This window comes from Staphylococcus caeli, from assembly GCF_900097965.1.
Lineage (GTDB): Bacteria > Bacillota > Bacilli > Staphylococcales > Staphylococcaceae > Staphylococcus > Staphylococcus caeli.
This window is the reverse complement of record NZ_FMPG01000001.1, coordinates 174,038-196,295: the sequence shown is the minus strand read 5'-3', so window position 1 is coordinate 196,295 and position 22,258 is coordinate 174,038. Positions and strand designations below refer to the sequence as shown.

Below are 22,258 nucleotides of genomic sequence, written 5' to 3'. Positions count from 1 at the left end.
TCGGGTGCACATGCACTCGACTTGTTTTTTGTGAATCTATAGCTTATAGTCATAATGCTTAAAAATACATTTGCTTTTTTTAATCAATATTTAAATAAGGCGTATACAATTTTTCAACTATAGAGATACAAGTAATTGCGTTCAAATTTTTCTAGCGTGGTGTCTTTTCTTTTTATTAAAAGCGCGTATAATGCTAACAGTATAGCATTTTAAAATGAACTTAAAATAGAATATAAATGATAGCTGTTAATGAAATGAATGATAAAATATAAAAATTATACTATAACAATTAAAAAGGAACGGAGGGAACAGTTTGATATATTTTGATAATGCTGCGACGACCATGCCTAATCAAGATGTGCTAGATACATACATTAAAGTAAACCAATCGCTTTATTTTAATCCGAATAGTCCACATCAAGCTGGTTTGCAAGCAGATCAATTGTTACAACAATCCAAAGAACAAATTAAAGACTTATTTAAATTAGGTCAATCATTTGATATTATCTATACGAGTGGTGCAACTGAATCTAATAACATTGCACTTAAAGGCATTGCGTATAAGAAAAAGAATTTTGCAAATGAAATTATTACATCCGTATTGGAACATCCTTCTGTATTGGAAGTGGTAAGGTCATTGGAAAGTGATGGCTTTATTATAAAATATGTCAATGTAACAAATGATGGGAAAATAGATTTAGAACATTTACAGGAATTGATGACAGATCGAGTTGGTTTGGTAACTTGTATGCATGTGAATAATATTATGGGCCAAATACAACCAATTGAAGCAGTCGCAGAGATTGTACATCAGTATCCCAAAGCACATTTACATGTTGACGCTGTGCAGGCTATTGGTAAAATACCACTGACATTTAAAGGCGTAGATACATTGAGCTTGAGTGGACATAAATTCCATGGTTTAAAAGGCCAGGGTGTACTTTTGGTTCGAAATATACATCAAATTGAACCCATTATTCATGGTGGTGGTCAAGAATTTGGTGTGAGAAGTGGAACTGTTAACTTGCCTATCGACATTGCAATTATTAAAGCGCTGAAATCTGCCGTTAACCATACTTTTGAGTTAAATGATAAGCTCAGTGCAATGACTGAAGATTTGAAACAATTTTTTGCTGACTTTAATGGTGTCAAAATCAATTCGCCTGAAGGATCAGCGCCACACATTTTGAACATTGGACTACCTGGCGTGAAAGGTGAAGTACTTGTTAATGCATTTTCTAAAGAAGGTGTCATGCTTTCAACGACTAGTGCTTGTTCGTCTAAAAAAGCAAGCCTCAACGAAGTATTATTGGCTATGGATATTCCAAAACAACAAATAGAAGGCAGTATCAGGATTTCTATGGGGAGCTATACGACGCCAGATGAAATCGCAACATTTAAAGATAAATTTAAATTAGTTTACGAAGAAGTGAAGGAGTTATTGAAATGATATATGATCACATATTAGTGCGATATGGTGAATTAACTTTAAAGGGCGCAAACCGTAAAATATTTGTGAATAAATTGCGTTCTAATGTCAAACGTGCTTTGATGCCATTACAAGGTTATACAGTGAAGGCCAATCGCGACAGAATGTATATTGAATTAGCAGAAGGTGCAGACATCGAAGAGATGTGTAGTAGACTTCAAAAAGTATTTGGCATATATTCAATCAGCCCAGTGCTAAAAATTGAAAAGACGGTTGAAGCGGCAAATGCACTTGCAGTAAGATTTGTTGAAGGTTATGCACAAAATGATACATTTAAAATTGATGTCAAGCGTTCAGATAAGCAATTTCCATATGACACATATGAACTACAAAGAACCATAGGTGGTGCAGTGCTAAATGCAACGGATCGCCTTACAGTGGATGTTCACAAGCCTGACCACAATATCAAGGTAGAAGTGCGTTTAGATGCAATATATATGTATGATAAAGTGCTTCCAGGTGCAGGTGGTTTACCTGTAGGAACAGGTGGGAAGACATTACTTATGTTATCCGGGGGCATTGATTCTCCTGTTGCAGGTATGGAAGTGATGCGTAGAGGTGTAACAGTAGAAGCTATTCATTTTCATAGTCCACCATTCACAAGTGAAAAAGCGAAAGAAAAAGTCATCGAACTAACACGAATTTTATCAGCACATGTAGGACCAATCACATTGCATATCGTGCCTTTTACAGATTTACAAAAACAAGTTAATAAAGTAGTACATGAGCGTTATACCATGACGTCAACACGTCGTATGATGATGCGCGTTGCAGATAAACTCGTACATCAAATAGGCGCACATGCAATTGTTAACGGTGAGAATTTAGGACAAGTTGCCAGTCAAACATTGAAAAGTATGTATGCAATCAATCATGTGACTTCTACACCAGTGTTACGCCCATTATTAACGTTGGATAAAGAAGATATAGTGAAAAAAGCGAAAGCAATTGGTACATTTGATGTTTCGATTCAACCATATGAAGATTGTTGTACTATATTTACGCCGAAAAATCCTATAACAGAGCCAGATATTGAAAAAGTTGAAAAATACGAAGTTGGATATGATTTCGAACCACTTGTTCAACAAGCAGTAGACCAAATAGAAACAATTGTTATTACTAATGATTATCAAAGTGAAAAAGATACAACGACACAAGCATTAGCAGACGATTTATTTTAATGTAATAAGGAAGTAGTGATGACAATGAATTCGTAAAACAATTCATTATGCAATCTTTTTTAAATAAATGATGTAGACAAAACAAGCAATAAAGTCAAACAGAATTAAGGACATAACTTCTATTACTGTATTATTAATGCAATTCTAAGCAATAAGCAGTTGTATTAGATAAAGTGCTCTAGGAGTAGCAACTATGAAACTGTGTGTACAACAAGAAATGAAAAAGGGGACTTTAATATGCTGGAATGGGATATATCAATTGTAATCATTATTGTGTTACTTGGTTTTTTAGCAGCTTTTATAGATGCAGTTGTAGGTGGCGGCGGATTAATTTCAATTCCAGCTTTACTTGCAGTTGGTATGCCGCCCTCAATAGCATTAGGGACGAATAAATTAGCAAGTGCATTTGGCTCATTAACAAGTGCATTACGTTTTCTAAGATCGGGTAATGTTGATTTGAAAATTGTTGGAAAACTATTTCCATTTGTATTTTTACTATCAATCGGTGGCGCAAGTTTAGCCACCTTTTTACCTTCCGAACTGCTAAAACCAATTGTTATCGTAATTTTAACATTAGTGATGATTTATACAATTATGAAAAAAGACTGGGGTAATGTACGAACTTTCACCAAACTCACGCTAGGAAAAGCAATTCTATTTGCTGTCTTAATGAGTTTGATAGGCTTCTATGATGGGTTTTTAGGCGGTGGAACAGGTTCGTTTATGTTATTCATTTTGTTAATGTTTGGATTTGATTTCTTAGGCGCTGCAGGTAATGCTAAAGTATTAAACTTTGCCTCTAATTTAGGCGCATTGCTTTTGTTTATGTGCTTAGGTCAGGTTGATTATTTTTATGGCTTGATTATGGCAGCCAGTATGGTTTGTGGTTCATACATAGGTGCAATGTTTGCGATTAAAAAAGGTGTTGGATATGTTAAAACCTTGTTTATTATTGTGACAGCTATACTCATATTAAAAAATACGTATGATTATGTAATGCAATTACTGCAAAACTAAATATATAATGAAAATTGAATATTAAGAGGAACAGGCATATGAAATCGATTTATTCATATGTCTGTTTTTTAAAACTATTATAATAAATATGGTATACACATATGAATTAATTGTGTTTTAATGAAGTAGGAGTCAATAAAAAACAAATGGGAGTGACTGTATATGTCGAAAAAGCGTATTATCGCCATAGTTCTTGCGGTTGTAATCGTACTTGGTGGTATTATTATGAGTTCAATATCCGCAGTTGTTTCGTCAATTTTTAATGAGTCAACGACGACGGACATGGATCCTTTTACTGAAGAGGTTGAAAAAGAAGGGGATTCAAGTAAACGTATTGCACATTTAACTTTAAATGGTGAAATTGCAGAAGGTACGGGTGGTGGCATGTTTGGTGGAGAAGGTTATAATCATACAGCTTTTCTAAAACAATTGGATAAAGTTAAGAATGATGATTCAGTTAAAGGTATGTTACTAACTGTGAACACACCAGGTGGCGGCACGTATCCAAGTGATGAAATATACCAAAAGATAAAACAAATCAAGAAAAAAGGTAAAAAAGTTTATGTACATATGGGTAGCATGGCAGCTTCAGGTGGTTATTATATTTCGGCACCTGCAGATAAGATCTATGCAGGTCCACAATCAATGACAGGATCAATTGGTGTGATTATGTCTAGTATTGATTATTCAGGACTTCAAAAAAATCTAGGAATCAAACAGAACGTTATAAAATCTGGCAAACATAAAGATATATTAAGTAGTTCTAGAGAAATGACGGGTGAAGAAAAAGAAATTTTACAATCAGTACTAGATGACAGCTTTGATCGTTTTGTGAACATTGTTAAAGATGGTAGACATATGTCAGAGAGTAAAGTAAGAAAATTGGCAGATGGTCGTATTTACAGTGCACAACAAGCGAAAAGTAATGGCTTAATTGATGAAATTGGTTATGAAGATCGCACATTAAAAGCTATGAAGAAAGATATGAATGCTAAAGATGCAGAAGTATTTGAATATAGTGAAGATGGCGGTTGGTTCTCATCGGTATATAGTGCTAAATCAAATATTTCACAGTTTACAAATGAACTGAAAGATGTGAAATCAATCTTTAAAAACGATTCTAAAGCTGAGCCGATGTATCTTTACGAAGGTTAGGTGATAATATGAAAAATATAGAAAATGACAATTCACAATCAACACAAAATCAAGCAGACACACAGACGCTCGAATCAGAAAAAGATGCACTATATCAAAAGCAAATGCAAAAAGCACTTTATGCTGGTTTCGGGATAAGATTCTGCGCATTTATCATTGATTGTCTCATCGTTTTTGGTGTGCATAGTATTATTTTAAAACCGATTTATCACTTTACAAATATAGATTCCGCTAAGCTGTGGATTGATTATTTTAGTGTAGATCACATACTAGGAGCACTATTGTTTTATTTATATTTTGTACTTTTAACGAAGTATTATAAACAAACGCTAGGCAAAATGATTTGTAATATCAGAGTAGAGAGACTAGATAGACAACAACTTACATGGTTAGATGTCTTATTTAGAGAATGGATAGGTCGAATAATCAATGGTGTGCTAGGTAGTTTGCCTTATTTGGTCGTCATCTTTACAAATAAACATAGAGGCATTCATGATTATTTTGCGGACACAGTTGTTATCAAAAATAAGTTTAGCAAATTGTTTTATTTAAAGTAGATTAACACTATTTTCAAATTGTATGCTATCTTTCAAATGGGCAAAGCGTTATAATTATAATAGAAAGCACTAATAATTTAGGAGGCGTTCATATGGCGCAAATTACATTTAAACAAGATCCAGTTACATTATTAGGTTCACAAGTAAAAGAAGGAGAAATAGCGCCTGATTTTACATTGTTAGACAACAATTTAACTGAAGTGAATTTATCAACTTATGATGGTCAAAAGAAATTGATTAGTGTTGTACCATCTATTGATACGGGTGTTTGTGATCAACAAACACGTCAATTCAACGAGGAGGCATCTCAAGAAGAAGGTGTTGTCTTAACAGTTTCAGTTGATTTACCATTTGCTCAAAAAAGATGGTGTGCTTCAAACGGTTTAGAAAATGTCATTACTTTAAGTGACCATAGAGATTTATCTTTTGGTAAAAATTATGGTGTTGTAATGGAAGGTTTACGTTTATTAGCACGTTCAGTGTTTGTATTAGATAAAAATAACAAAGTAGTATATACAGAAATTGTGTCAGAAGGTACAGATTTCCCTGATTTTGAGTCTGCTTTAGAAGCATATCGCAGTATTTAATTACGTTTTATATATATAATTTTTATAAGTTGAAGATATTGTCACATCAGTGAACAGTATGATTGACATTATAAACATTACTGTCCATAATTATTTGGTAAAATGAGTTAGTATAGACTGGCTTAGTTTCAATCAAATTATGGGCAGTTTTTTTAGAAAGGACTTTTAGATGACACAAGAAGAAACAGTAATGGAACAGTTGTTTAAGACATTAGATGAAAAAGCAAAGACTTTAAACGATGACAACGGACAAAGTTTTATAGAAAATTTAGGATTAGCTATGGAATATATCTACACAAGTAAGCGAGATTTATTGGAACGTGCAACGTTACAAGATAGAAGAAAAGCATTCCAGTTTGCATACCTTAGCTTAATGCAAAAAGAAGACATTCAAGCAAATCATCAAATCACACCTGATTCAATTGGTTTAATTCTAGGATTTTTAGCAGAACGTTTCTTGAAAAATAATGAATCTATGCACGTTGCTGATATTGCGAGTGGTGCAGGGCATTTAAGTGCCTCTGTACACGAAGTACTTGCCAATCATACATTAATGCATCATTTGGTAGAAGTTGACCCTGTATTGTCAAGAATCAGTGTACATTTAGCAAACTTTTTAGAAATTCCTTTTGATGTATATCCTCAAGATGCTATTATGCCATTGCCTTTTGAAGATGCTGATGTAGTTATTGGGGATTTACCAATTGGATATTATCCAGTGGATGATAGAAGCAAAGAAATGGCGCTAGGCTTTGAAGAAGGACATAGCTATTCGCATTTCCTATTGATAGAACAAGCGATTACAGCAATGCGTCCTTCTGGTTTTGCATTTTTAGTAGTTCCAAGTAATATATTTGAAGGTAATAATGTGAAACAGTTACAAAATTTCATTGCTACAGAAACTGAAATGCAAGCATTTTTAAATTTACCATCAACATTATTTAAAAATGAAAAAGCGCGTAAATCCATCTTAGTATTGCAGAAAAAAGAAACGAATGTAACCAAATCTGTTGAAGTATTGTTGGCAAATATACCAGACTTTAAAAATCCTCAACAATTCCAAGCATTTTTACAAGATTTGAATGTGTGGATGGAAGAAAATCATCCTGAAAATTAAACTGTAATATCCTTGAATTCATGCTGTATTAATGATTAAATAGTATTGGATATTAAAACTTATTTGAAAATGGAGGCATTATGCTCATGTCAAAATTGATTTTGGCTATAAACGCTGGTAGTTCATCTTTGAAATTTCAACTTATTGAAATGCCGGAAGAAAAAATTGTAACAAAGGGACTTATCGAACGTATTGGATTAAAAGATTCTGTTTTCACTATTGAAGTTAACGGGGAAAAAATTAAAGAGACGAATGATATTCAAGATCACGAAGAAGCAGTTAATATTATGTTAGAAAGCTTTAAAAAACATGGTATTATCGACAGTATTTATGATATTGATGGTACTGGACACCGTGTTGTTCACGGTGGAGAATTATTCCCTAAATCAGCATTTATAACTGATGAAGTTGAAAAACAAATCGAATCATTAAGTGAGTTAGCACCATTGCACAACCCAGCTAACTTAATGGGGATTCGCGCATTCCGCAAATTATTACCAGAAATACCACACGTAGCAGTATTTGATACATCGTTCCATCAAACAATGCCTGAACAAGCATATCTATACAGCTTACCTTACCAATATTATAAAGAGTACGGTATTCGTAAATATGGTTTCCATGGTACAAGCCATAAGTACGTGTCTCAACGTGCGGCTGATATTCTTGGTAAACCAATTGAAGAGTTAAGAATTATTTCATGTCACATTGGTAACGGTGCATCTATTGCTGCGATTGATGGTGGAGAATCTGTTGATACTTCAATGGGCTTCACTCCATTAGCCGGTGTAACAATGGGAACACGTTCTGGTAATATTGACCCAGCCTTAATTCCATTTATCATGGAAAAAACAGGTAAAAATGCTGAGGAAGTATTGAACACGTTGAATAAAGAATCAGGATTATTAGGGATTTCTGGGACTTCAAGTGATTTACGTGATATCCAAGAAGAAGCAGAATCAGGTAAAGAAAGAGCGCAACTAGCACTTGATGTATTTGCTTCACGTATTCACAAATATATTGGTTCTTATGCAACACGTATGCATGGCGTAGATGTTATCGTCTTCACTGCTGGTGTTGGTGAAAATTCTGATGCTGTGAGAGCTAAAGTATTAGAAGGTTTAGAATTCATGGGTGTTTATTGGGATGCTAAGAAAAATGAAAGCATTCATGGTGAAGAGGGCTTCATCAATTACCCACATTCACCAGTTAAAGTAATTGTTATTCCAACAAACGAAGAAGTAATGATTGCACGTGATGTTATTGAATTCGGAGATGTTAAATAATACTTTGCTTCACTTATAAATTTTAAAATTTATTAGCTATATTTAAAAAAAGCGAGTTAATCCATAGATAACGGATTAGCTCGCTTTTAAATTTATGATATTAAGATTTGCTTATGATTCTGGAATAACCTCAAATGCTAAAAATTGTGATTTTTGTGCTTTGTTGAAGTTATCATCTGATGCTATAACTAGACTGTCATGACCGTTTGGTAATTTTTTACCAAAACTCATACCTTCAATATTGTCGATATGTGGTATATCTTTGCTATTTAAGTTTGCAATTAATTGTTTTTTGACAGGATTTATATTGCTATTTTTGATTGATTTTAAATTTTTAATATCAGTGGCATTTTGTGTATTGATTTTATATATACGCACATAATTTTTAAAAGAGTCGTCAGCAGCTTGTACACTGGCACGCTCAAAAGTTAAGAATTCATGATCACTGATTGCTAGTATTTCAGAAACGCCATTTTCAGCATGTTTACCTTTACCAGGCGCTTTTGGAATGGCATCTAATGGGTAAGCAAATTCAGTTAATAAGTTATCTGCTCTATCATATTGAGTAATACGTGATTGACCTCCGGATGTTGGTGTTGGTTCAGCGCCATCTTGCAGTAATGGTGCTTCCATGGATGTCCATAATGATTGACCATCTGTAGAAAAAGTACTGCCTTCTAATGCTAAGTTATTTCTAAAGCCTTGCTTATTCTGTTTATCCATTTTTTTTATTGGATTAATTGGGATATCTGAGATGAAGTCTCCTTTAGTTGTGGCAAAGCGTATGAATGGGTTAAGTCCTAAAGTACGATCACCTTCACTAGTGTATAAGATTTGGTTATAGAGTGGATCGAAACGAATTGATTCTGGATCGGCAACAATATCATTGCTATTCTTTTTAAAATGTTTTTTATCAGTGTAAGGTTCACCATTGGCTTGCTTTAAAGTATGTACCTTTTTTAACTTTAAATGTTTAAATTGTTTATGATTATAAGTAAGTTGTGCTTCATAAAAACGTGAATCATTTTGCTCTGATCGATCATCGCTTAATAAGAGCCATTTGTTATTGTTAGGATTATAAGTAATACCAGAAATACCACCAACTTTAGTTTTTTTAAATTGTGTATTATATGGAATGGTTTGACTATCGATATATTTTAAGTCTTTTACTGAGTGGGTTTCAGATTGTGTAGCAGGTGCTGATGATGTAGGTGCGGAACCAGAACCACTTGCTAGTGCTGATTGTGCACCAATTACTTGATTTAGTACAGTTATTGCTAATAAACCAATAGTAAGCTTTTTATTAAAAATATTCATAGTTAGAGAACTCCTTTGAAAAATACCTTAAAGTCATTATAGCGTATAGGTATGAAATTAAATTAAAGATTCGATGACTATATTGTAAATATAAAAGGACGTATTTTGTTTGGAAAGTGTAAAACAAAAAGGCATTAAATTCACAATAAGTGAACTTAATGCCTAATTTATAACATACATTCATAAATAATTACTTACGTTTTTTAATAAGTGAGATTAAGCTTGATACTGAGATCTAAATTCGTCTGTAGCAACTTGAGGTTGGAAATCTTCAGGAAGTTCTTCAGTACGAACGACTAATACATCACAAGGTGAATGACGTACAATAGCTTCTGACACAGATCCAACGATAAATCTTTCAACGGCATTTAAACCTGAAGTACCACACATGATTAAATCAGCATTAACATCTGTTGCGAGTTTTTTCGGAATAATGGCCTTTGGTGAGCCAAACTCTAATCGTGTTTCAACATTTGTAACGCCAGCGTTAGTAGCAACTTCTTTGTAGCCTTTTAATAAATCTTCAGAGAAATTTTTGGATTTCTCAGTGAATTGTGCATCATACACTTCATAAGAAGAGTATGTTCTAGAATCGATTACATTTACCACTGTCAGTTTTGCATCATTACGTTTTGCCACATCCACAGCTTTGTTGAAAGCCCATTCAGCTTCATGTGATCCATCGACTGCTATTAAAATATTTTTATAAGTTAGCATCGTAATTACCTCCTTATTTTTCTTACTTATATTATACCACCGTTTACAGAATATTAACATAATTAAGATGTTGTAAAACTACCCGAAACTTTGATTGCGCTTTCATAAAATACGCGTTACTATAGTTTTGGAGGTGGATGTAAATGATTATAGGTATCCCAAAAGAGATTAAGAATAATGAAAATAGAGTGAGTTTATCACCAAGTGGTGTTCACGCATTAGTAGAGCAAGGACATACAGTTGTTGTTGAAAAGTCTGCAGGTTTAGGTTCTTATTTTGAAGATGTAGATTACACTGAGGCTGGTGCACGCATTGTGAATGAGCAAGCTGAAGTGTGGAATGTTGATATGGTTATGAAAGTTAAAGAACCATTAGAAGAAGAGTTCCAATATTTCAAAGAGGGCTTAATCCTATTTACTTATCTACATTTAGCAAATGAAGCTAAATTAACACAAGCATTATTAGATAATAAAGTTGTAGGTATTGCGTATGAAACAGTACAACTACCTGACCGTTCGTTACCATTATTAACGCCAATGAGTGAAGTTGCTGGACGTATGTCTTCACAAATCGGTGCAGAATTCTTACAGAAATATAAAGGTGGTATGGGTATTCTTCTTGGTGGCGTACCGGGCGTTTCAAAAGGACGTGTGTCTATTATTGGTGGCGGTCAAGCAGGTACAAATGCTGCGAAAATTGCACTTGGCTTAGGTGCAGACGTTACAATTTTAGATGTTAATCCAAAACGTTTACAAGAATTAGAAGATTTATTCGATGGTCGTGTACACACGATTATGTCTAATCCGTTAAACATTGCACAATGTGTGAAAGATAGTGACTTAGTTATTGGTGCTGTATTAATTCCAGGTGCTAAAGCGCCAAATCTAGTTACTGAAGATATGGTGAAGGAAATGAGAGACGGTGCTGTAATCGTTGACATTGCAATCGACCAAGGTGGTATTTTTGAAACGACTGATCGTATCTCAACTCACGATGATCCAACATACAAAAAACATGGTGTTGTACATTATGCAGTAGCGAACATGCCTGGTGCAGTGCCTCGTACATCAACGATTGCACTAAACAATGCAACATTACCTTATGCTTTACAACTTGCAAATAAAGGTTATATAAATGCATTAAAAGATAACCCGGCATTAGCATTAGGTTTAAATACAATCAATGGTGAATTGACAAACAAAGGTGTTTCAGAAGCATTGAAATTACCATATTCAGATATTGAAAATGCATTAAAATAAAAATATAAAAAACTGGTAGGTCCCTTATTTCATATAATTAAAGGGGACACTACCAGTTTTTTATTTATACAATTTTAGTACCATGTACTTCTTGGAATGGAAAAGCGTCAAGTAATTGTTGCAAATTATCTTTATTTAAGCCACCACCAGGCATAATTTCGATATGTCCACCAGAGTTAACAACTAATTTACCTAACTGATTTAAATTATCAAATATATTGGTGACACTTGGGCCACCATGAGTCAGTAGACGAGTAAAGCCTAATTCTATAAGCTGATGTAATGCTTTTACTTGTCCTTCTTTGTGTATTTGGTCAAATGCCATATGACATACCACGTTAGTAGGTTCTGCTAATTGCTTTAATGTTTGCATTTGCCACTTGTTTAAAATAGAATCTTCTGTTAAACATCCGAATACAAAATAATCAACGTCTAAATTTTGCAATGCTTTAATGTCACGTTGCATAATTTCAAAATCATATAAATTATAGACGAAGTCACCGCCACGAGGTCTAATCATTACAGCGATTTCAACATCATGTGCTTTACAAATTTCAGTTGCAATTTCCACCATGCCATAGCTTGGTGTTGTGCCACCAACTGTAAGATTGTCGCACAGTTCAATACGATCTGCACCATTCTGTATAGCCAGTTCTACTTGATCAATTGTTTCAACGACCGCTTCTTTTATCATTTTTCATAACCTGTTAAACTTTCATTTCCATGTTCTGTGACTAAGATATCATCTTCGATTCTAACTCCAGCAACACCTGGTACATAAATGCCAGGCTCAACAGTTACAACCATGCCTGGGACAAATTGGTTGGTATTTGAACTAGAAACATCTTGATATTCATGTTCTTCTAGTCCTAAACCATGACCAAGTCGGTGAGGGAAATAATCGCCATAACCAGCTTCAGCAATAATATTACGTGCAATATCATCGACGTCTTTAATTGTTACGCCAGGTTTAATCGCTGCAATCGCTGCTTGTTCTGCTTTTAGCACAACATCATATATTTCTTGAGCTTGAGCATGTGGCGTGCCGAATTTAACAGTTCTTGTCATATCGCTACAATAATTTTCATAAATGACACCTAAATCAAAGAGTACAAATTCATCTTTTTGCAATTGGCGGTCACCTGGAGTACCGTGTGGTGAAGCAGCATGATCTCCAAATAGTACCATCGTATCAAAACTCATTTCATTTACACCATAGGCTTTAATTTCATATTCAATGTGGTTTACCACTTCCCGTTCTGTTACGCCTTCTTTTAAAAATGATACGCCCAATTCTATACACTTATCTGCAAGCGCACATGCTTTCTTGATTTTTTCAATTTCACTTGCATCTTTCACATTTCTTAAATCTTTGATTGTTTGATCGATATCACCAAATGTTTGCACGTTAAATGCTTCGATAAGTTCACGTTGTCGAGAAAGTGTTAAATGTGCTGCCTCTACTAATAACTTATTAATATTCATTGGATATTTAGCAAGCGCATTTTCAGTATCTAAATATCCAATTACTTCACCGGGGAAAGGGGAAGCTTTTACTTCTTCAACTTCTAATTGAGGACAAAATAAAACTTGGTCACCATTTTCTTTAATTAAAAGCGCTAATAAACGCTCGTGAGGATCACTTAAATAACCTGTAAAATAAAAAATATTAAGTGGTGTAGTAATCCAAGCGCCGTCTGCCTGTTGTGATTGAATTTCGTTTGTAATTTGTTCTATTTTCATTATCGTTCATCCTCCTAAGTGATTCATTAAACTAATTTTATGTTACTTCATAGAATAATTCAAAAGTTAAATATTATAATAAAGGTATTTGATGAAATTAATTTTGGTGATAAGCACTTATTCATTAATTCAATTGAAGAAAAGTGTTATAGCATTGCTTATTTGTGGTATAAGTAAAGTAAATCGTTTTATGGGAGGAATACAGTAAATGAAACTATCATTTCATGGACAATCAACAATATATTTCGAATCGAATGGTAAAAAGGTCATTGTAGATCCATTTATTACAGGAAATGAATTATCTGATTTAGATGCATCAACATTGAAAGTGGATTATATTATTTTGACACATGGCCATGCAGATCATTTCGGTGATACAGTAGAACTTGCCAATAGAAATCATGCGACAGTGATAGGTTCTGCTGAATTAGGAGATTATTTAACGACATACCACAATGTTGAGAATGTAAGACCTATGAATATTGGAGGGAAAGCAAACTTTGAATTTGGAAGTGTAAAATATGTTCAAGCATTCCATAGTTCAAGTTTAACGGATGATAATGGGATTCCAGTTTACTTAGGTATGCCTATGGGAATTGTTTTAGAAATAGAAGGGAAAACAATTTATCATACTGGTGATACTGGATTATTCAGCGATATGAAATTAATTGCAGATCGTCATCCAGTAGACGTATGTTTCATACCAATTGGCGACAACTTTACAATGGGTATTGATGATGCAAGTTATGCTATTAATAACTTTATTAAACCGAAGATTTCAGTTCCAGTTCACTATGATACTTTTGAATTAATTGAACAAGATCCAAATGAATTTAAGGAAGCTGTTCAGGTTGGGGACGTGCAAATCTTAAAACCAGGTGAAGAAGTACAATTCTAATATGCAATTCTTGTTAATTTATCAAAAGAAGCCTGGGACATAAATAGATATCTCAGGCTCTTATCAAATTAGGCAGTAGATGACTGAATTAAAAATATAAAGTCTCACTGCTTTAATTTATTAAGTTAGTGAGACTTATGCATGAGCTTCAGCTCAGGTAAACATTTCAACCCTAGTCATCCTTGCCGGGGTGGGACTACGAAATCTTTATTAGAGAAATGGATTTCTGTCCCACTCCGCTTTAATTATTTTACGATTAATACTGGGATGTGTGCTCTTTTAGCAACTTTATGACTTACACTACCTAAGACAAATTTTTTCTTGTCTTCAGCTTTTCTGTTACTTAGAACAACAATTTCATATTTGCCACTATTCGCTTCTTTAACTAATTGTTCTTTTGCATTACCACGCACGATGATTTCTTTGTACTGAATACCGTATTCATCTAGACTTTCACGTGTACTTGCTAAGCCTTCACTACGTTTTTGAACCAGTTTATCCAAGTGAACACCAGATTTGATTGACGCTTGTGCATCTTGTTCGCTGATTGCATTCAAAATTGTAACTGTTGAACCTTCACCAGCTAATCTAGATACAGCTTCCAGTGCTTTTTCGTTTTTAAGTGTTGTATCAACACCAAGTAAAATATTTTTGAACATTGTTCATCCCTCCTTAATTTCATTCTAATAAAATTTTATTAATAAAGCCAACTAAATTTTTATATTTTACTTAATACTTTAGTTAAAGGAAACTAAAATATAATTTTTTTGATATATACTCTAGCGATAAATGTTTCTATTAAATAATTTGTTTCGTTACTTCGCATTTTTCTTGATAAAAAGTTATAATGTTATAGAAACTGTCAAAAATAAATGAGGTTATTGTAATGACAAAGCATGAACAAATTTTATCTTATATAGAATCTCTTGCAATAGGTCAAAAGATATCTGTCAGGAAAATAGCGAAAGATTTAAGTGTATCAGAGGGTACAGCCTATAGAGCTATAAAAGACGCTGGCCAAATTGGATTGGTCGCAACGATTGATCGTGTAGGAACGGTACGTATTGAAAAGAAATCTCGTGAACAAATAGAACAACTAACCTTTGCAGAAATTGTTAAAATCATAGATGGTCAAGTTTTAGGTGGACGCAATGGCTTAATCAAAACGTTATCGAAGTTTGCAATAGGCGCGATGGAAATAGAGGATGTTGTAAAATATTTGAGTGCACATACGTTACTGATAGTTGGTAATCGTAAAGATGTTCAATTAGCAGCACTAAAAAGAGGTAGCGCCGTATTGATTACAGGTGGATTCAATACATCAGATGAAATTATCAAATATGCCGATGCACATGATTTACCGATATTATCATCGAATTATGACACATATTTAGTAGCAAATATTATTAATAGAGCTATGTATAATCAAATGATTCGTAAAGAAATCTTAGTCGTTGAAGATATCGTTAAACCTGTGACAGATGATACTGTTTTATTTGATCACATGAACTTAACTGATTACAAAGACAAAGCAAGTGAAACGGGTCATTCCAGGTTTCCAGTTATTGATGAACATTGGAGATTAGTAGGGATTGTAACAAGTAAAGAAATTATTAAAATGAGTGAAAATGATACGTTAGCACAATTTATGACACGTTCGCCAATAAATGTACAATTGTCAACGACGGTTGCGAATTGTGCGCACATGATGATTTGGGAAGGTATTGAATTATTGCCAGTAACGACACCAAGTAAAAAATTAATAGGTGTCATCACTAGAAAAGATGTATTAACAGCTATGCAATTATTGAGTAGACAACCACAAGTTGGTGAAACGATTAATGATCAAATTGCTAAACATATTACGATAACTAATGAAGGCATTCAGGTACAAATATCCCCATTATTAACAAATCAATTTGGTACGTTAAGTAAAGCGGTGTTTGTTGCAATCATTGAAGAAACAGTACGTTATGAAATGAGAAAGTTAAAAAAACTTGAAGTTATGATTGAAAGTTTAAACATTATATATATTAAAACAGTGCAAATTGAATCAGAAATTGACGTTCAATATGATATGTTAGATGTTGGTAGAAACTTTTCAAAATTAGAAGTAACAATGACAAGCAACGGACAACATGTTGCCAAAGCCATGATTATTTGTCAGATGATAGATTAATTTAAAGAACCAATATCATAATTGAAAAGGAAGATAAAAAATGACTGCAGTGTTTAATCAAATTATGCAAGAAATTAAAAATACAGAAACGATAATTATCCATAGACATGTCAGACCAGATCCAGATGCGTATGGCTCACAATTAGGCTTAAAACAATACTTAAAATTAAAATTCCCGAATAAAAATGTATATGCAGTTGGTGAAGCAGAACCATCACTAGACTTCATAGGGACATTTGATGATATCAATGATGAGCAATATGAAAATGCATTGGTTATTGTATGTGATACAGCCAATTCGCCACGCATTAGTGACGCACGTTATGCATCAGGTAATAAATTAGTGAAAATTGATCACCATCCAGCAGTGGATCAATATGGGGATATAAACTATGTGAATGACCATGCGTCATCAACGAGTGAAATTATCTTTGACTTCATTGTACATTTTAATGACTTATCTATCATAGATGCTTCAGTAGCGCGTGTACTTTATTTAGGTATTGTTGGCGATACTGGGCGATTTTTATTTAATAATACAACTGCACATACGATGCAAGTCGCAAGTCAATTACTAGAATTTCCATTTAATCATAATGAAGAACTTAATAGAATGGGTGAAAAGGATCCTAAGCTATTACCGTTTCAAGGATATGTATTACAACACTTTGATTTAAATGATAAAGGCTTTTGCAAAGTGAAAATTACTAAAGATGTACTTGAACAGTTTGATATTGCATCAAACGAAGCCTCTTTATTTGTTAATACAATTGCAGATATTAAAGGATTAAAAATATGGGTATTTGCAGTGGATGAAGAAACTGAAATTAGATGTCGAATTCGTTCTAAAGGCATCGTTATTAATGATGTCGCAAGTGACTTTGGTGGCGGTGGCCATCCAAATGCTTCAGGTGTTTCTGTTAAAGATTGGGAGCATTTTGAAATATTAGCTGAAACACTTAACAATAAATTATAAAAGATAGGAGGTATTTGCGAATGGTTACGCATTTAAATATACATACAACATATGATTTGCTCAATTCAAGTTTAAGAATTAATGATGTTGTTACTAAAGCTGCAAAAGAAGGCTATACAGCACTAGCTATCACAGATACAAACGTGTTATATGGGCTTCCGCAGTTTTATGATGCATGTATCTCAGCAAATATTCATCCTGTTTTTGGTATGACGCTATATGTAACTGATGGTTTAAATGAAATTGAAACAATCGTGTTGGCTCAAGACAACCAAGGCCTTAAAGATTTGTTTAAATTATCTTCTGCAATAAAAATGAAAGACAAAACAGAAACCCCGGTTGAATGGTTAAAAAAATATATTGAGCATTTTGTTGTAATTTTTAAAGATGTCACAACAAATCATGACGCTATTATTTCATCATTTCAAACGTGTGAAGATATCTATGTAAATCACACAAGTCAAGATACATATGGGTTGCCAGTTGTTTGGGCACAAAGTACGTGTTATTTAAATCAACAAGATGCAGATACGATTGCGGCATTAGCAGCAATTAAGGATAATAGCAAACTAGATTTAGTTAATGAACCCTTCGATTATAATGCTCATTTTTATACTCAAACTGATTTACAAAGTATAGCAGTGAGTGAAGAAGTTTGGCATAATACCAGCCAAATTGCTAAACGTTGTCAAGCAGAAATAAGCTATCATCAATCATTACTACCAAAATTCGAAACACCAGATGGTCAAGTTTCGAAAGATTATTTATGGCAATTACTCGAGCGCAATTTAACTGAATTAACGCTTTCAAATGAACAACATGAACTTTATCACAAACGTTTAGTACACGAATATAATGTCATCACAAATATGGGGTTTGAAGATTACTTTTTAATTGTAAGTGATTTGATCAACTACGCAAAGACACACGATGTACTGGTAGGTCCTGGGCGTGGCTCAGCTGCTGGGTCACTCGTTAGTTATTTATTAAATATTACGACAATCGATCCTATTCAATATAATTTACTGTTTGAACGTTTTTTAAATCCAGAGCGTATAACTATGCCGGATATCGATATTGACTTCGAAGATACGCATCGTGAAAAAGTCATTCAATATGTGCAAGAAAAATATGGTGATAATCATGTAGCGGGTATAGTAACATTTGGTCATTTATTAGCACGTGCCGTAGCAAGAGATGTCGGTAGAATCATGGGGTTTGACGATATAACATTAAATGAAATTTCGAAATTAATTCCACATAAACTTGGCATTACCTTAGATGAAGCATATGAACAAGAAGCTTTTAAACAATTTGTACATCGTAATCACAGACATGAACGTTGGTTTGAAATTTGTAAAAAGTTAGAAGGCCTTCCTAGGCATACATCAACCCATGCTGCTGGTATTATCATCAACGATCATCCACTCTACGAATATGCACCATTAACATTAGGCGATACCGGCTTATTAACACAATGGACGATGACTGAAGCAGAAAGAATTGGTTTACTAAAAATTGATTTCTTAGGACTCCGAAATCTATCAATTATTCACCAAATTATAAAACAAGTAAAATATGATTTAAATAAAACGATTAACATAGAACAAATCCCATTTGATGATAAAGAAGTGTTTGATTTGCTATCTCAGGGCGACACAACAGGGATATTCCAATTAGAATCTGATGGTATAAGAAATGTGTTGAAGAAATTACAGCCTAAACATTTTGAAGATATTGTGGCTGTGACATCACTCTATAGACCGGGACCAATGGAAGAAATTCCAACTTATATATCTAGGCGGCATAATCCTGATAAAGTTCAGTATTTGCATTCTGATTTGGAACCCATCCTAAAACCAACTTATGGCGTTATCATCTATCAAGAACAAATAATGCAAATTGCTAGTAAATTTGCGGGCTTTGATTATGGAGAAGCGGATATTTTAAGGCGTGCTATGAGTAAAAAGAACCGCGCGGTATTGGAGAGCGAACGTCAACATTTTGTAAAAGGGGCAACAGACAACGGTTATGACGAAGATTTAAGCAAACAAATTTTCGACTTGATTTTAAAATTCGCCAATTATGGATTCGCACGTGCACATGCTGTAAGTTATTCTAAAATTGCTTATATCATGGGATATTTAAAAGTTCACTACCCTAACTATTTTTACGCAAATATTTTGAGTAATGCAATTGGTAGTGATAAGAAAACTGCGCTAATGATTGATGAAGCCAAACATCAAAAACTAACTATTTTAGCACCTAATATTAATTATAGTCATTGGTTTTATAAGGCAACAGACAAGGGTATCTATTTATCTATTGGAGCAATAAAAGGTGTAGGTTATCAAAGTGTTAAATTAATCGTCGACGAAAGAAAAGCAAATGGCCTTTATAAAGACTTTTTTGATTTCACACGTCGTATTCCAAAAAGAATTAAAACACGCAAATTATTAGAAGCGCTCATATTAGTGGGGGCATTTGATGATTTTGGAAAAAATAGAGCGACCTTGTTACAATCTATAGATCAAGTGCTTGACGGGGTATCAGATATTGAGCAAGATGATTTTATCTTTGATATGTTAACACCTAAAGCTACTTATGAAGAAAAAGAGGAGCTTCCAGATAAAATATTAAGTGATTATGAAAAAGAATATTTAGGGGTCTATGTCTCTACACATCCAGTAGAAAAAGTATTTGAACAAAAGCAATATTTAGGTATTTATAAATTAACCAACGCTAGAGATAATCATCCGATTTTTATACAAATTGATAGTATTAAGAAAATACGAACTAAGAATGGGCAACATATGGCGTTTGTAACATTAAATGATGGATTGAATAACTTGGATGGTGTTGTGTTCCCCGATGCATTCAAACGTTTTGAAACAATGCTAAATGAAGATCAAATGCTCATTGTTAAAGGGAAGTTTGAACAACGTAATAACAAACATCAGCTTATATTAAATCAAGTAGAGACAATTGATGATTTTGAAAAAAGTAAGTTTGAGCAAGCGAAACAAATAGTGGTTAGGCATATAGATAACGAGTTAGAATTGCAATCATATTTATCACAGAACAACAATAAACATCAAATACCAGTTCAATATTTCAATGAAAAGAATAGAAATACCAAAACAATTGGATATGTAACGAGAGAAAACCGCGTATTGAGTGAGCTCACTCAGTTGTTTTCACCGTGGGATATCAGAATAATTTAACTTTAATCAACTTATAAACTATGATATAGTTAACTGATGGTAAAGCATAAACTTGCCATCAGTTTTATTTTTTGTAGAATTGAATACAAAATAAATATAATAGTAAGAGAATCTATATGTTTTTATTACAAGTATTAACATACGACGACATTTTATTCATAATGTTATCGATATCATTTGTAATTTAGGTTATATTGTAATAAAAATGTATATGAAATGCTATTTTAAATTAATTAAATGTTAGGGGTAGATTGAAGTGACTTTGAGAGACGACGCATTAGAAATGCACAAAAAAAATCAAGGAAAATTAGAAGTTGCACCTAAGGTAAAAGTTACCAATAAAGATGAACTAAGTTTAGCTTATTCACCTGGAGTTGCAGAACCATGTAAAGAGATACATGAAGACCCACGTAAAGTCTTTGAATATACAATGAAAGGCAACACTGTAGCGGTAGTAACTGATGGGACTGCAGTGTTAGGTTTAGGAAATATTGGTGCTGAAGCGAGTATTCCTGTAATGGAAGGTAAAGCTGTACTATTCAAAAGCTTTTCTGGAATAGATGGTGTACCTATCGCATTAAAAACGACGGACACTGAAGAAATTATTAATACGGTTAAACTATTAGAACCAAACTATGGTGGTATTAACCTCGAAGATATTTCAGCACCTCGTTGTTTTGAAATAGAAGAAAGATTGAAGAAAGAAACAAAGATTCCTGTATTTCACGATGATCAACATGGTACAGCTATTGTAACGGTTGCAGGAATGATTAACGCATTGAGAATTGTAGAAAAAGACTTATCAGATATTAAAGTAGTATTAAACGGTGCTGGCGCAGCAGGTATTGCGATTGTTAAACTGCTTTATTCATACGGTGTTCGAAATATGATTATGTGTGATTCAAAAGGTGCGATTTATGAAGGTAGAGCATTTGGTATGAATGATACAAAATCATACGTTGCGAAATGGACAAATAGAGAAAAAATTGACGGTAGTTTAGAAGATGTTATCAAAGACGCAGATGTATTCATAGGAGTTTCTGTAGCAGATTTATTATCAAAAGAGATGGTTGAAACTATGGCAGATGATCCAATTATATTTGCAATGGCAAATCCAAATCCAGAGATCAAACCAGATGATGCTAAAGCAGCAGGTGCAAAAGTAATTGGTACTGGACGTTCAGACTATCCTAACCAAATTAATAATGTATTGGCATTCCCAGGTATTTTTAGAGGCGCACTAGATGTAGAAGCAACACATATCAATGAAGAAATGAAGCAAGCAGCAGTTGAAGCAATTGCAGATTTAATCAAACCAGAAGAATTAAATCCAGATTACTGTATTCCTGGTCCATTTGATAAACGTGTTGCACCATCCGTAGCTAGAGAGGTTGCGAAAGCAGCAATGGAATCAGGCGTTGCACGTATCGACGTTGACCCAGAAGATATATATAATAAAACAATGAAATTAACAGATTTAGATAAATAATATTCATTAACGCTCATTTTGATAACTATAATTTAGTAATGAACTTGATAGCGATGGTTAAGTGGAG

19 protein-coding genes are annotated in these 22,258 nt (G+C 33.6%); 14 read left to right on the top strand and 5 right to left on the bottom strand.

The annotated features are described in order from the left end of the window. Positions 1-313 precede the first annotated feature (313 nt). The 8 genes from BJS11_RS00955 (at position 314) to BJS11_RS00920 (ending at position 8,389) form a co-directional block, all read left to right on the top strand. Positions 314-1,450: a cysteine desulfurase family protein gene (locus tag BJS11_RS00955; protein WP_069995096.1), complete on the top strand. Its 1,137-nt coding sequence runs from the start codon at positions 314-316 to the stop codon at positions 1,448-1,450. Further along, positions 1,447-2,670, top strand: a complete 1,224-nt coding sequence (thiI, locus tag BJS11_RS00950; protein WP_069995097.1) for a tRNA uracil 4-sulfurtransferase ThiI — start codon at positions 1,447-1,449, stop codon at positions 2,668-2,670. Before BJS11_RS00955 ends, thiI begins: the two co-directional genes overlap by 4 nt. Before the next feature lie 237 nt (positions 2,671-2,907). Further along, positions 2,908-3,687, top strand: coding sequence for a sulfite exporter TauE/SafE family protein (locus BJS11_RS00945; protein ID WP_069995098.1), 780 nt, complete (start codon positions 2,908-2,910; stop codon positions 3,685-3,687). A gap of 162 nt (positions 3,688-3,849) precedes the next feature. Then, the gene (gene sppA, locus BJS11_RS00940; RefSeq protein ID WP_069995099.1) at positions 3,850-4,842 is read left to right on the top strand and encodes a signal peptide peptidase SppA; all 993 of its coding nucleotides are present in this window, start codon (positions 3,850-3,852) and stop codon (positions 4,840-4,842) included. A gap of 8 nt (positions 4,843-4,850) precedes the next feature. Beyond that, the gene (locus BJS11_RS00935; protein WP_069995100.1) at positions 4,851-5,399 is read left to right on the top strand and encodes an RDD family protein; all 549 of its coding nucleotides are present in this window, start codon (positions 4,851-4,853) and stop codon (positions 5,397-5,399) included. A 92-nt stretch (positions 5,400-5,491) separates the two neighbouring features. After that, a complete protein-coding gene (gene tpx / locus BJS11_RS00930; protein WP_069995101.1) occupies positions 5,492-5,986 on the top strand; it encodes a thiol peroxidase in 495 nt (164 codons plus the stop codon). A 169-nt stretch (positions 5,987-6,155) separates the two neighbouring features. Beyond that, positions 6,156-7,103 carry a class I SAM-dependent methyltransferase gene (locus tag BJS11_RS00925; protein ID WP_069995102.1) on the top strand — a complete coding sequence of 316 codons (948 nt, stop codon included), beginning with the start codon at positions 6,156-6,158 and terminating at the stop codon, positions 7,101-7,103. Between the two features lie 86 nt (positions 7,104-7,189). After that, on the top strand, positions 7,190-8,389 hold the full coding sequence (locus tag BJS11_RS00920) for an acetate kinase (RefSeq protein ID WP_069995103.1): 1,200 nt from the start codon (positions 7,190-7,192) through the stop codon (positions 8,387-8,389). A 111-nt stretch (positions 8,390-8,500) separates the two neighbouring features. Here BJS11_RS00920 and BJS11_RS00915 read toward each other — a convergent pair whose 3' ends face one another. Both BJS11_RS00915 and BJS11_RS00910 read right to left on the bottom strand, forming a co-directional pair. Next, positions 8,501-9,706 carry an esterase-like activity of phytase family protein gene (locus BJS11_RS00915; protein ID WP_069995104.1) on the bottom strand — a complete coding sequence of 402 codons (1,206 nt, stop codon included), beginning with the start codon at positions 9,704-9,706 and terminating at the stop codon, positions 8,501-8,503. Positions 9,707-9,922: 216 nt separating this feature from the next. Then, positions 9,923-10,423 (bottom strand): universal stress protein, encoded by a 501-nt coding sequence (locus BJS11_RS00910; protein ID WP_069995105.1) that lies wholly within the window; start codon positions 10,421-10,423, stop codon positions 9,923-9,925. 143 nt (positions 10,424-10,566) lie between these two features. Here BJS11_RS00910 and ald point away from each other — a divergent pair, with 143 nt between their 5' ends. Continuing rightward, positions 10,567-11,682, top strand: a complete 1,116-nt coding sequence (gene ald, locus BJS11_RS00905; RefSeq protein WP_069995106.1) for an alanine dehydrogenase — start codon at positions 10,567-10,569, stop codon at positions 11,680-11,682. Between the two features lie 64 nt (positions 11,683-11,746). Here ald and BJS11_RS00900 read toward each other — a convergent pair whose 3' ends face one another. Together BJS11_RS00900 and BJS11_RS00895 are read right to left on the bottom strand one after the other, a co-directional pair. Beyond that, complete coding sequence (locus BJS11_RS00900) at positions 11,747-12,376, bottom strand: copper homeostasis protein CutC (RefSeq protein WP_069995107.1); 630 nt, start codon at positions 12,374-12,376, stop codon at positions 11,747-11,749. Beyond that, positions 12,373-13,425 (bottom strand): M24 family metallopeptidase, encoded by a 1,053-nt coding sequence (locus BJS11_RS00895; protein ID WP_069995108.1) that lies wholly within the window; start codon positions 13,423-13,425, stop codon positions 12,373-12,375. The genes BJS11_RS00900 and BJS11_RS00895 overlap by 4 nt, the downstream gene beginning before the upstream one ends. A gap of 208 nt (positions 13,426-13,633) precedes the next feature. Here BJS11_RS00895 and BJS11_RS00890 point away from each other — a divergent pair, with 208 nt between their 5' ends. Further along, positions 13,634-14,323: a metal-dependent hydrolase gene (locus BJS11_RS00890; RefSeq protein ID WP_069995109.1), complete on the top strand. Its 690-nt coding sequence runs from the start codon at positions 13,634-13,636 to the stop codon at positions 14,321-14,323. Between the two features lie 245 nt (positions 14,324-14,568). Here BJS11_RS00890 and BJS11_RS00885 read toward each other — a convergent pair whose 3' ends face one another. Then, complete coding sequence (locus BJS11_RS00885; protein ID WP_069995110.1) at positions 14,569-14,982, bottom strand: universal stress protein; 414 nt, start codon at positions 14,980-14,982, stop codon at positions 14,569-14,571. A 227-nt stretch (positions 14,983-15,209) separates the two neighbouring features. On the opposite strand from BJS11_RS00885, the gene BJS11_RS00880 reads away from it, so the two are divergent. From BJS11_RS00880 to ystJ, 4 genes are all read left to right on the top strand, one after another. Beyond that, entirely contained in the window at positions 15,210-16,502 is a 1,293-nt protein-coding gene (locus tag BJS11_RS00880) for a DRTGG domain-containing protein (RefSeq protein WP_069995111.1), read from the top strand. A 40-nt stretch (positions 16,503-16,542) separates the two neighbouring features. Further along, positions 16,543-17,478 (top strand): DHH family phosphoesterase, encoded by a 936-nt coding sequence (locus tag BJS11_RS00875; RefSeq protein WP_069995112.1) that lies wholly within the window; start codon positions 16,543-16,545, stop codon positions 17,476-17,478. A gap of 20 nt (positions 17,479-17,498) precedes the next feature. Beyond that, positions 17,499-20,702 (top strand): DNA polymerase III subunit alpha, encoded by a 3,204-nt coding sequence (locus BJS11_RS00870; protein WP_069995113.1) that lies wholly within the window; start codon positions 17,499-17,501, stop codon positions 20,700-20,702. A gap of 256 nt (positions 20,703-20,958) precedes the next feature. Further along, positions 20,959-22,191, top strand: a complete 1,233-nt coding sequence (ystJ, locus tag BJS11_RS00865) for an NADP-dependent malic enzyme (protein WP_069995114.1) — start codon at positions 20,959-20,961, stop codon at positions 22,189-22,191. The last annotated feature ends 67 nt before the right edge of the window (positions 22,192-22,258 follow it).

Coding starts and splice junctions, on each gene's coding strand:
- thiI (WP_069995097.1), top strand. CDS start 1,447: ATGATATATGATCACATATTAGTGCGATATGGTGAATTAACTTTAAAG.
- BJS11_RS00945 (WP_069995098.1), top strand. CDS start 2,908: ATGCTGGAATGGGATATATCAATTGTAATCATTATTGTGTTACTTGGT.
- sppA (WP_069995099.1), top strand. CDS start 3,850: ATGTCGAAAAAGCGTATTATCGCCATAGTTCTTGCGGTTGTAATCGTA.
- BJS11_RS00935 (WP_069995100.1), top strand. CDS start 4,851: ATGAAAAATATAGAAAATGACAATTCACAATCAACACAAAATCAAGCA.
- tpx (WP_069995101.1), top strand. CDS start 5,492: ATGGCGCAAATTACATTTAAACAAGATCCAGTTACATTATTAGGTTCA.
- BJS11_RS00925 (WP_069995102.1), top strand. CDS start 6,156: ATGACACAAGAAGAAACAGTAATGGAACAGTTGTTTAAGACATTAGAT.
- BJS11_RS00920 (WP_069995103.1), top strand. CDS start 7,190: ATGTCAAAATTGATTTTGGCTATAAACGCTGGTAGTTCATCTTTGAAA.
- BJS11_RS00915 (WP_069995104.1), bottom strand. CDS start 9,706: ATGAATATTTTTAATAAAAAGCTTACTATTGGTTTATTAGCAATAACT.
- BJS11_RS00910 (WP_069995105.1), bottom strand. CDS start 10,423: ATGCTAACTTATAAAAATATTTTAATAGCAGTCGATGGATCACATGAA.
- ald (WP_069995106.1), top strand. CDS start 10,567: ATGATTATAGGTATCCCAAAAGAGATTAAGAATAATGAAAATAGAGTG.
- BJS11_RS00900 (WP_069995107.1), bottom strand. CDS start 12,376: ATGATAAAAGAAGCGGTCGTTGAAACAATTGATCAAGTAGAACTGGCT.
- BJS11_RS00895 (WP_069995108.1), bottom strand. CDS start 13,425: ATGAAAATAGAACAAATTACAAACGAAATTCAATCACAACAGGCAGAC.
- BJS11_RS00890 (WP_069995109.1), top strand. CDS start 13,634: ATGAAACTATCATTTCATGGACAATCAACAATATATTTCGAATCGAAT.
- BJS11_RS00885 (WP_069995110.1), bottom strand. CDS start 14,982: ATGTTCAAAAATATTTTACTTGGTGTTGATACAACACTTAAAAACGAA.
- BJS11_RS00880 (WP_069995111.1), top strand. CDS start 15,210: ATGACAAAGCATGAACAAATTTTATCTTATATAGAATCTCTTGCAATA.
- BJS11_RS00875 (WP_069995112.1), top strand. CDS start 16,543: ATGACTGCAGTGTTTAATCAAATTATGCAAGAAATTAAAAATACAGAA.
- BJS11_RS00870 (WP_069995113.1), top strand. CDS start 17,499: ATGGTTACGCATTTAAATATACATACAACATATGATTTGCTCAATTCA.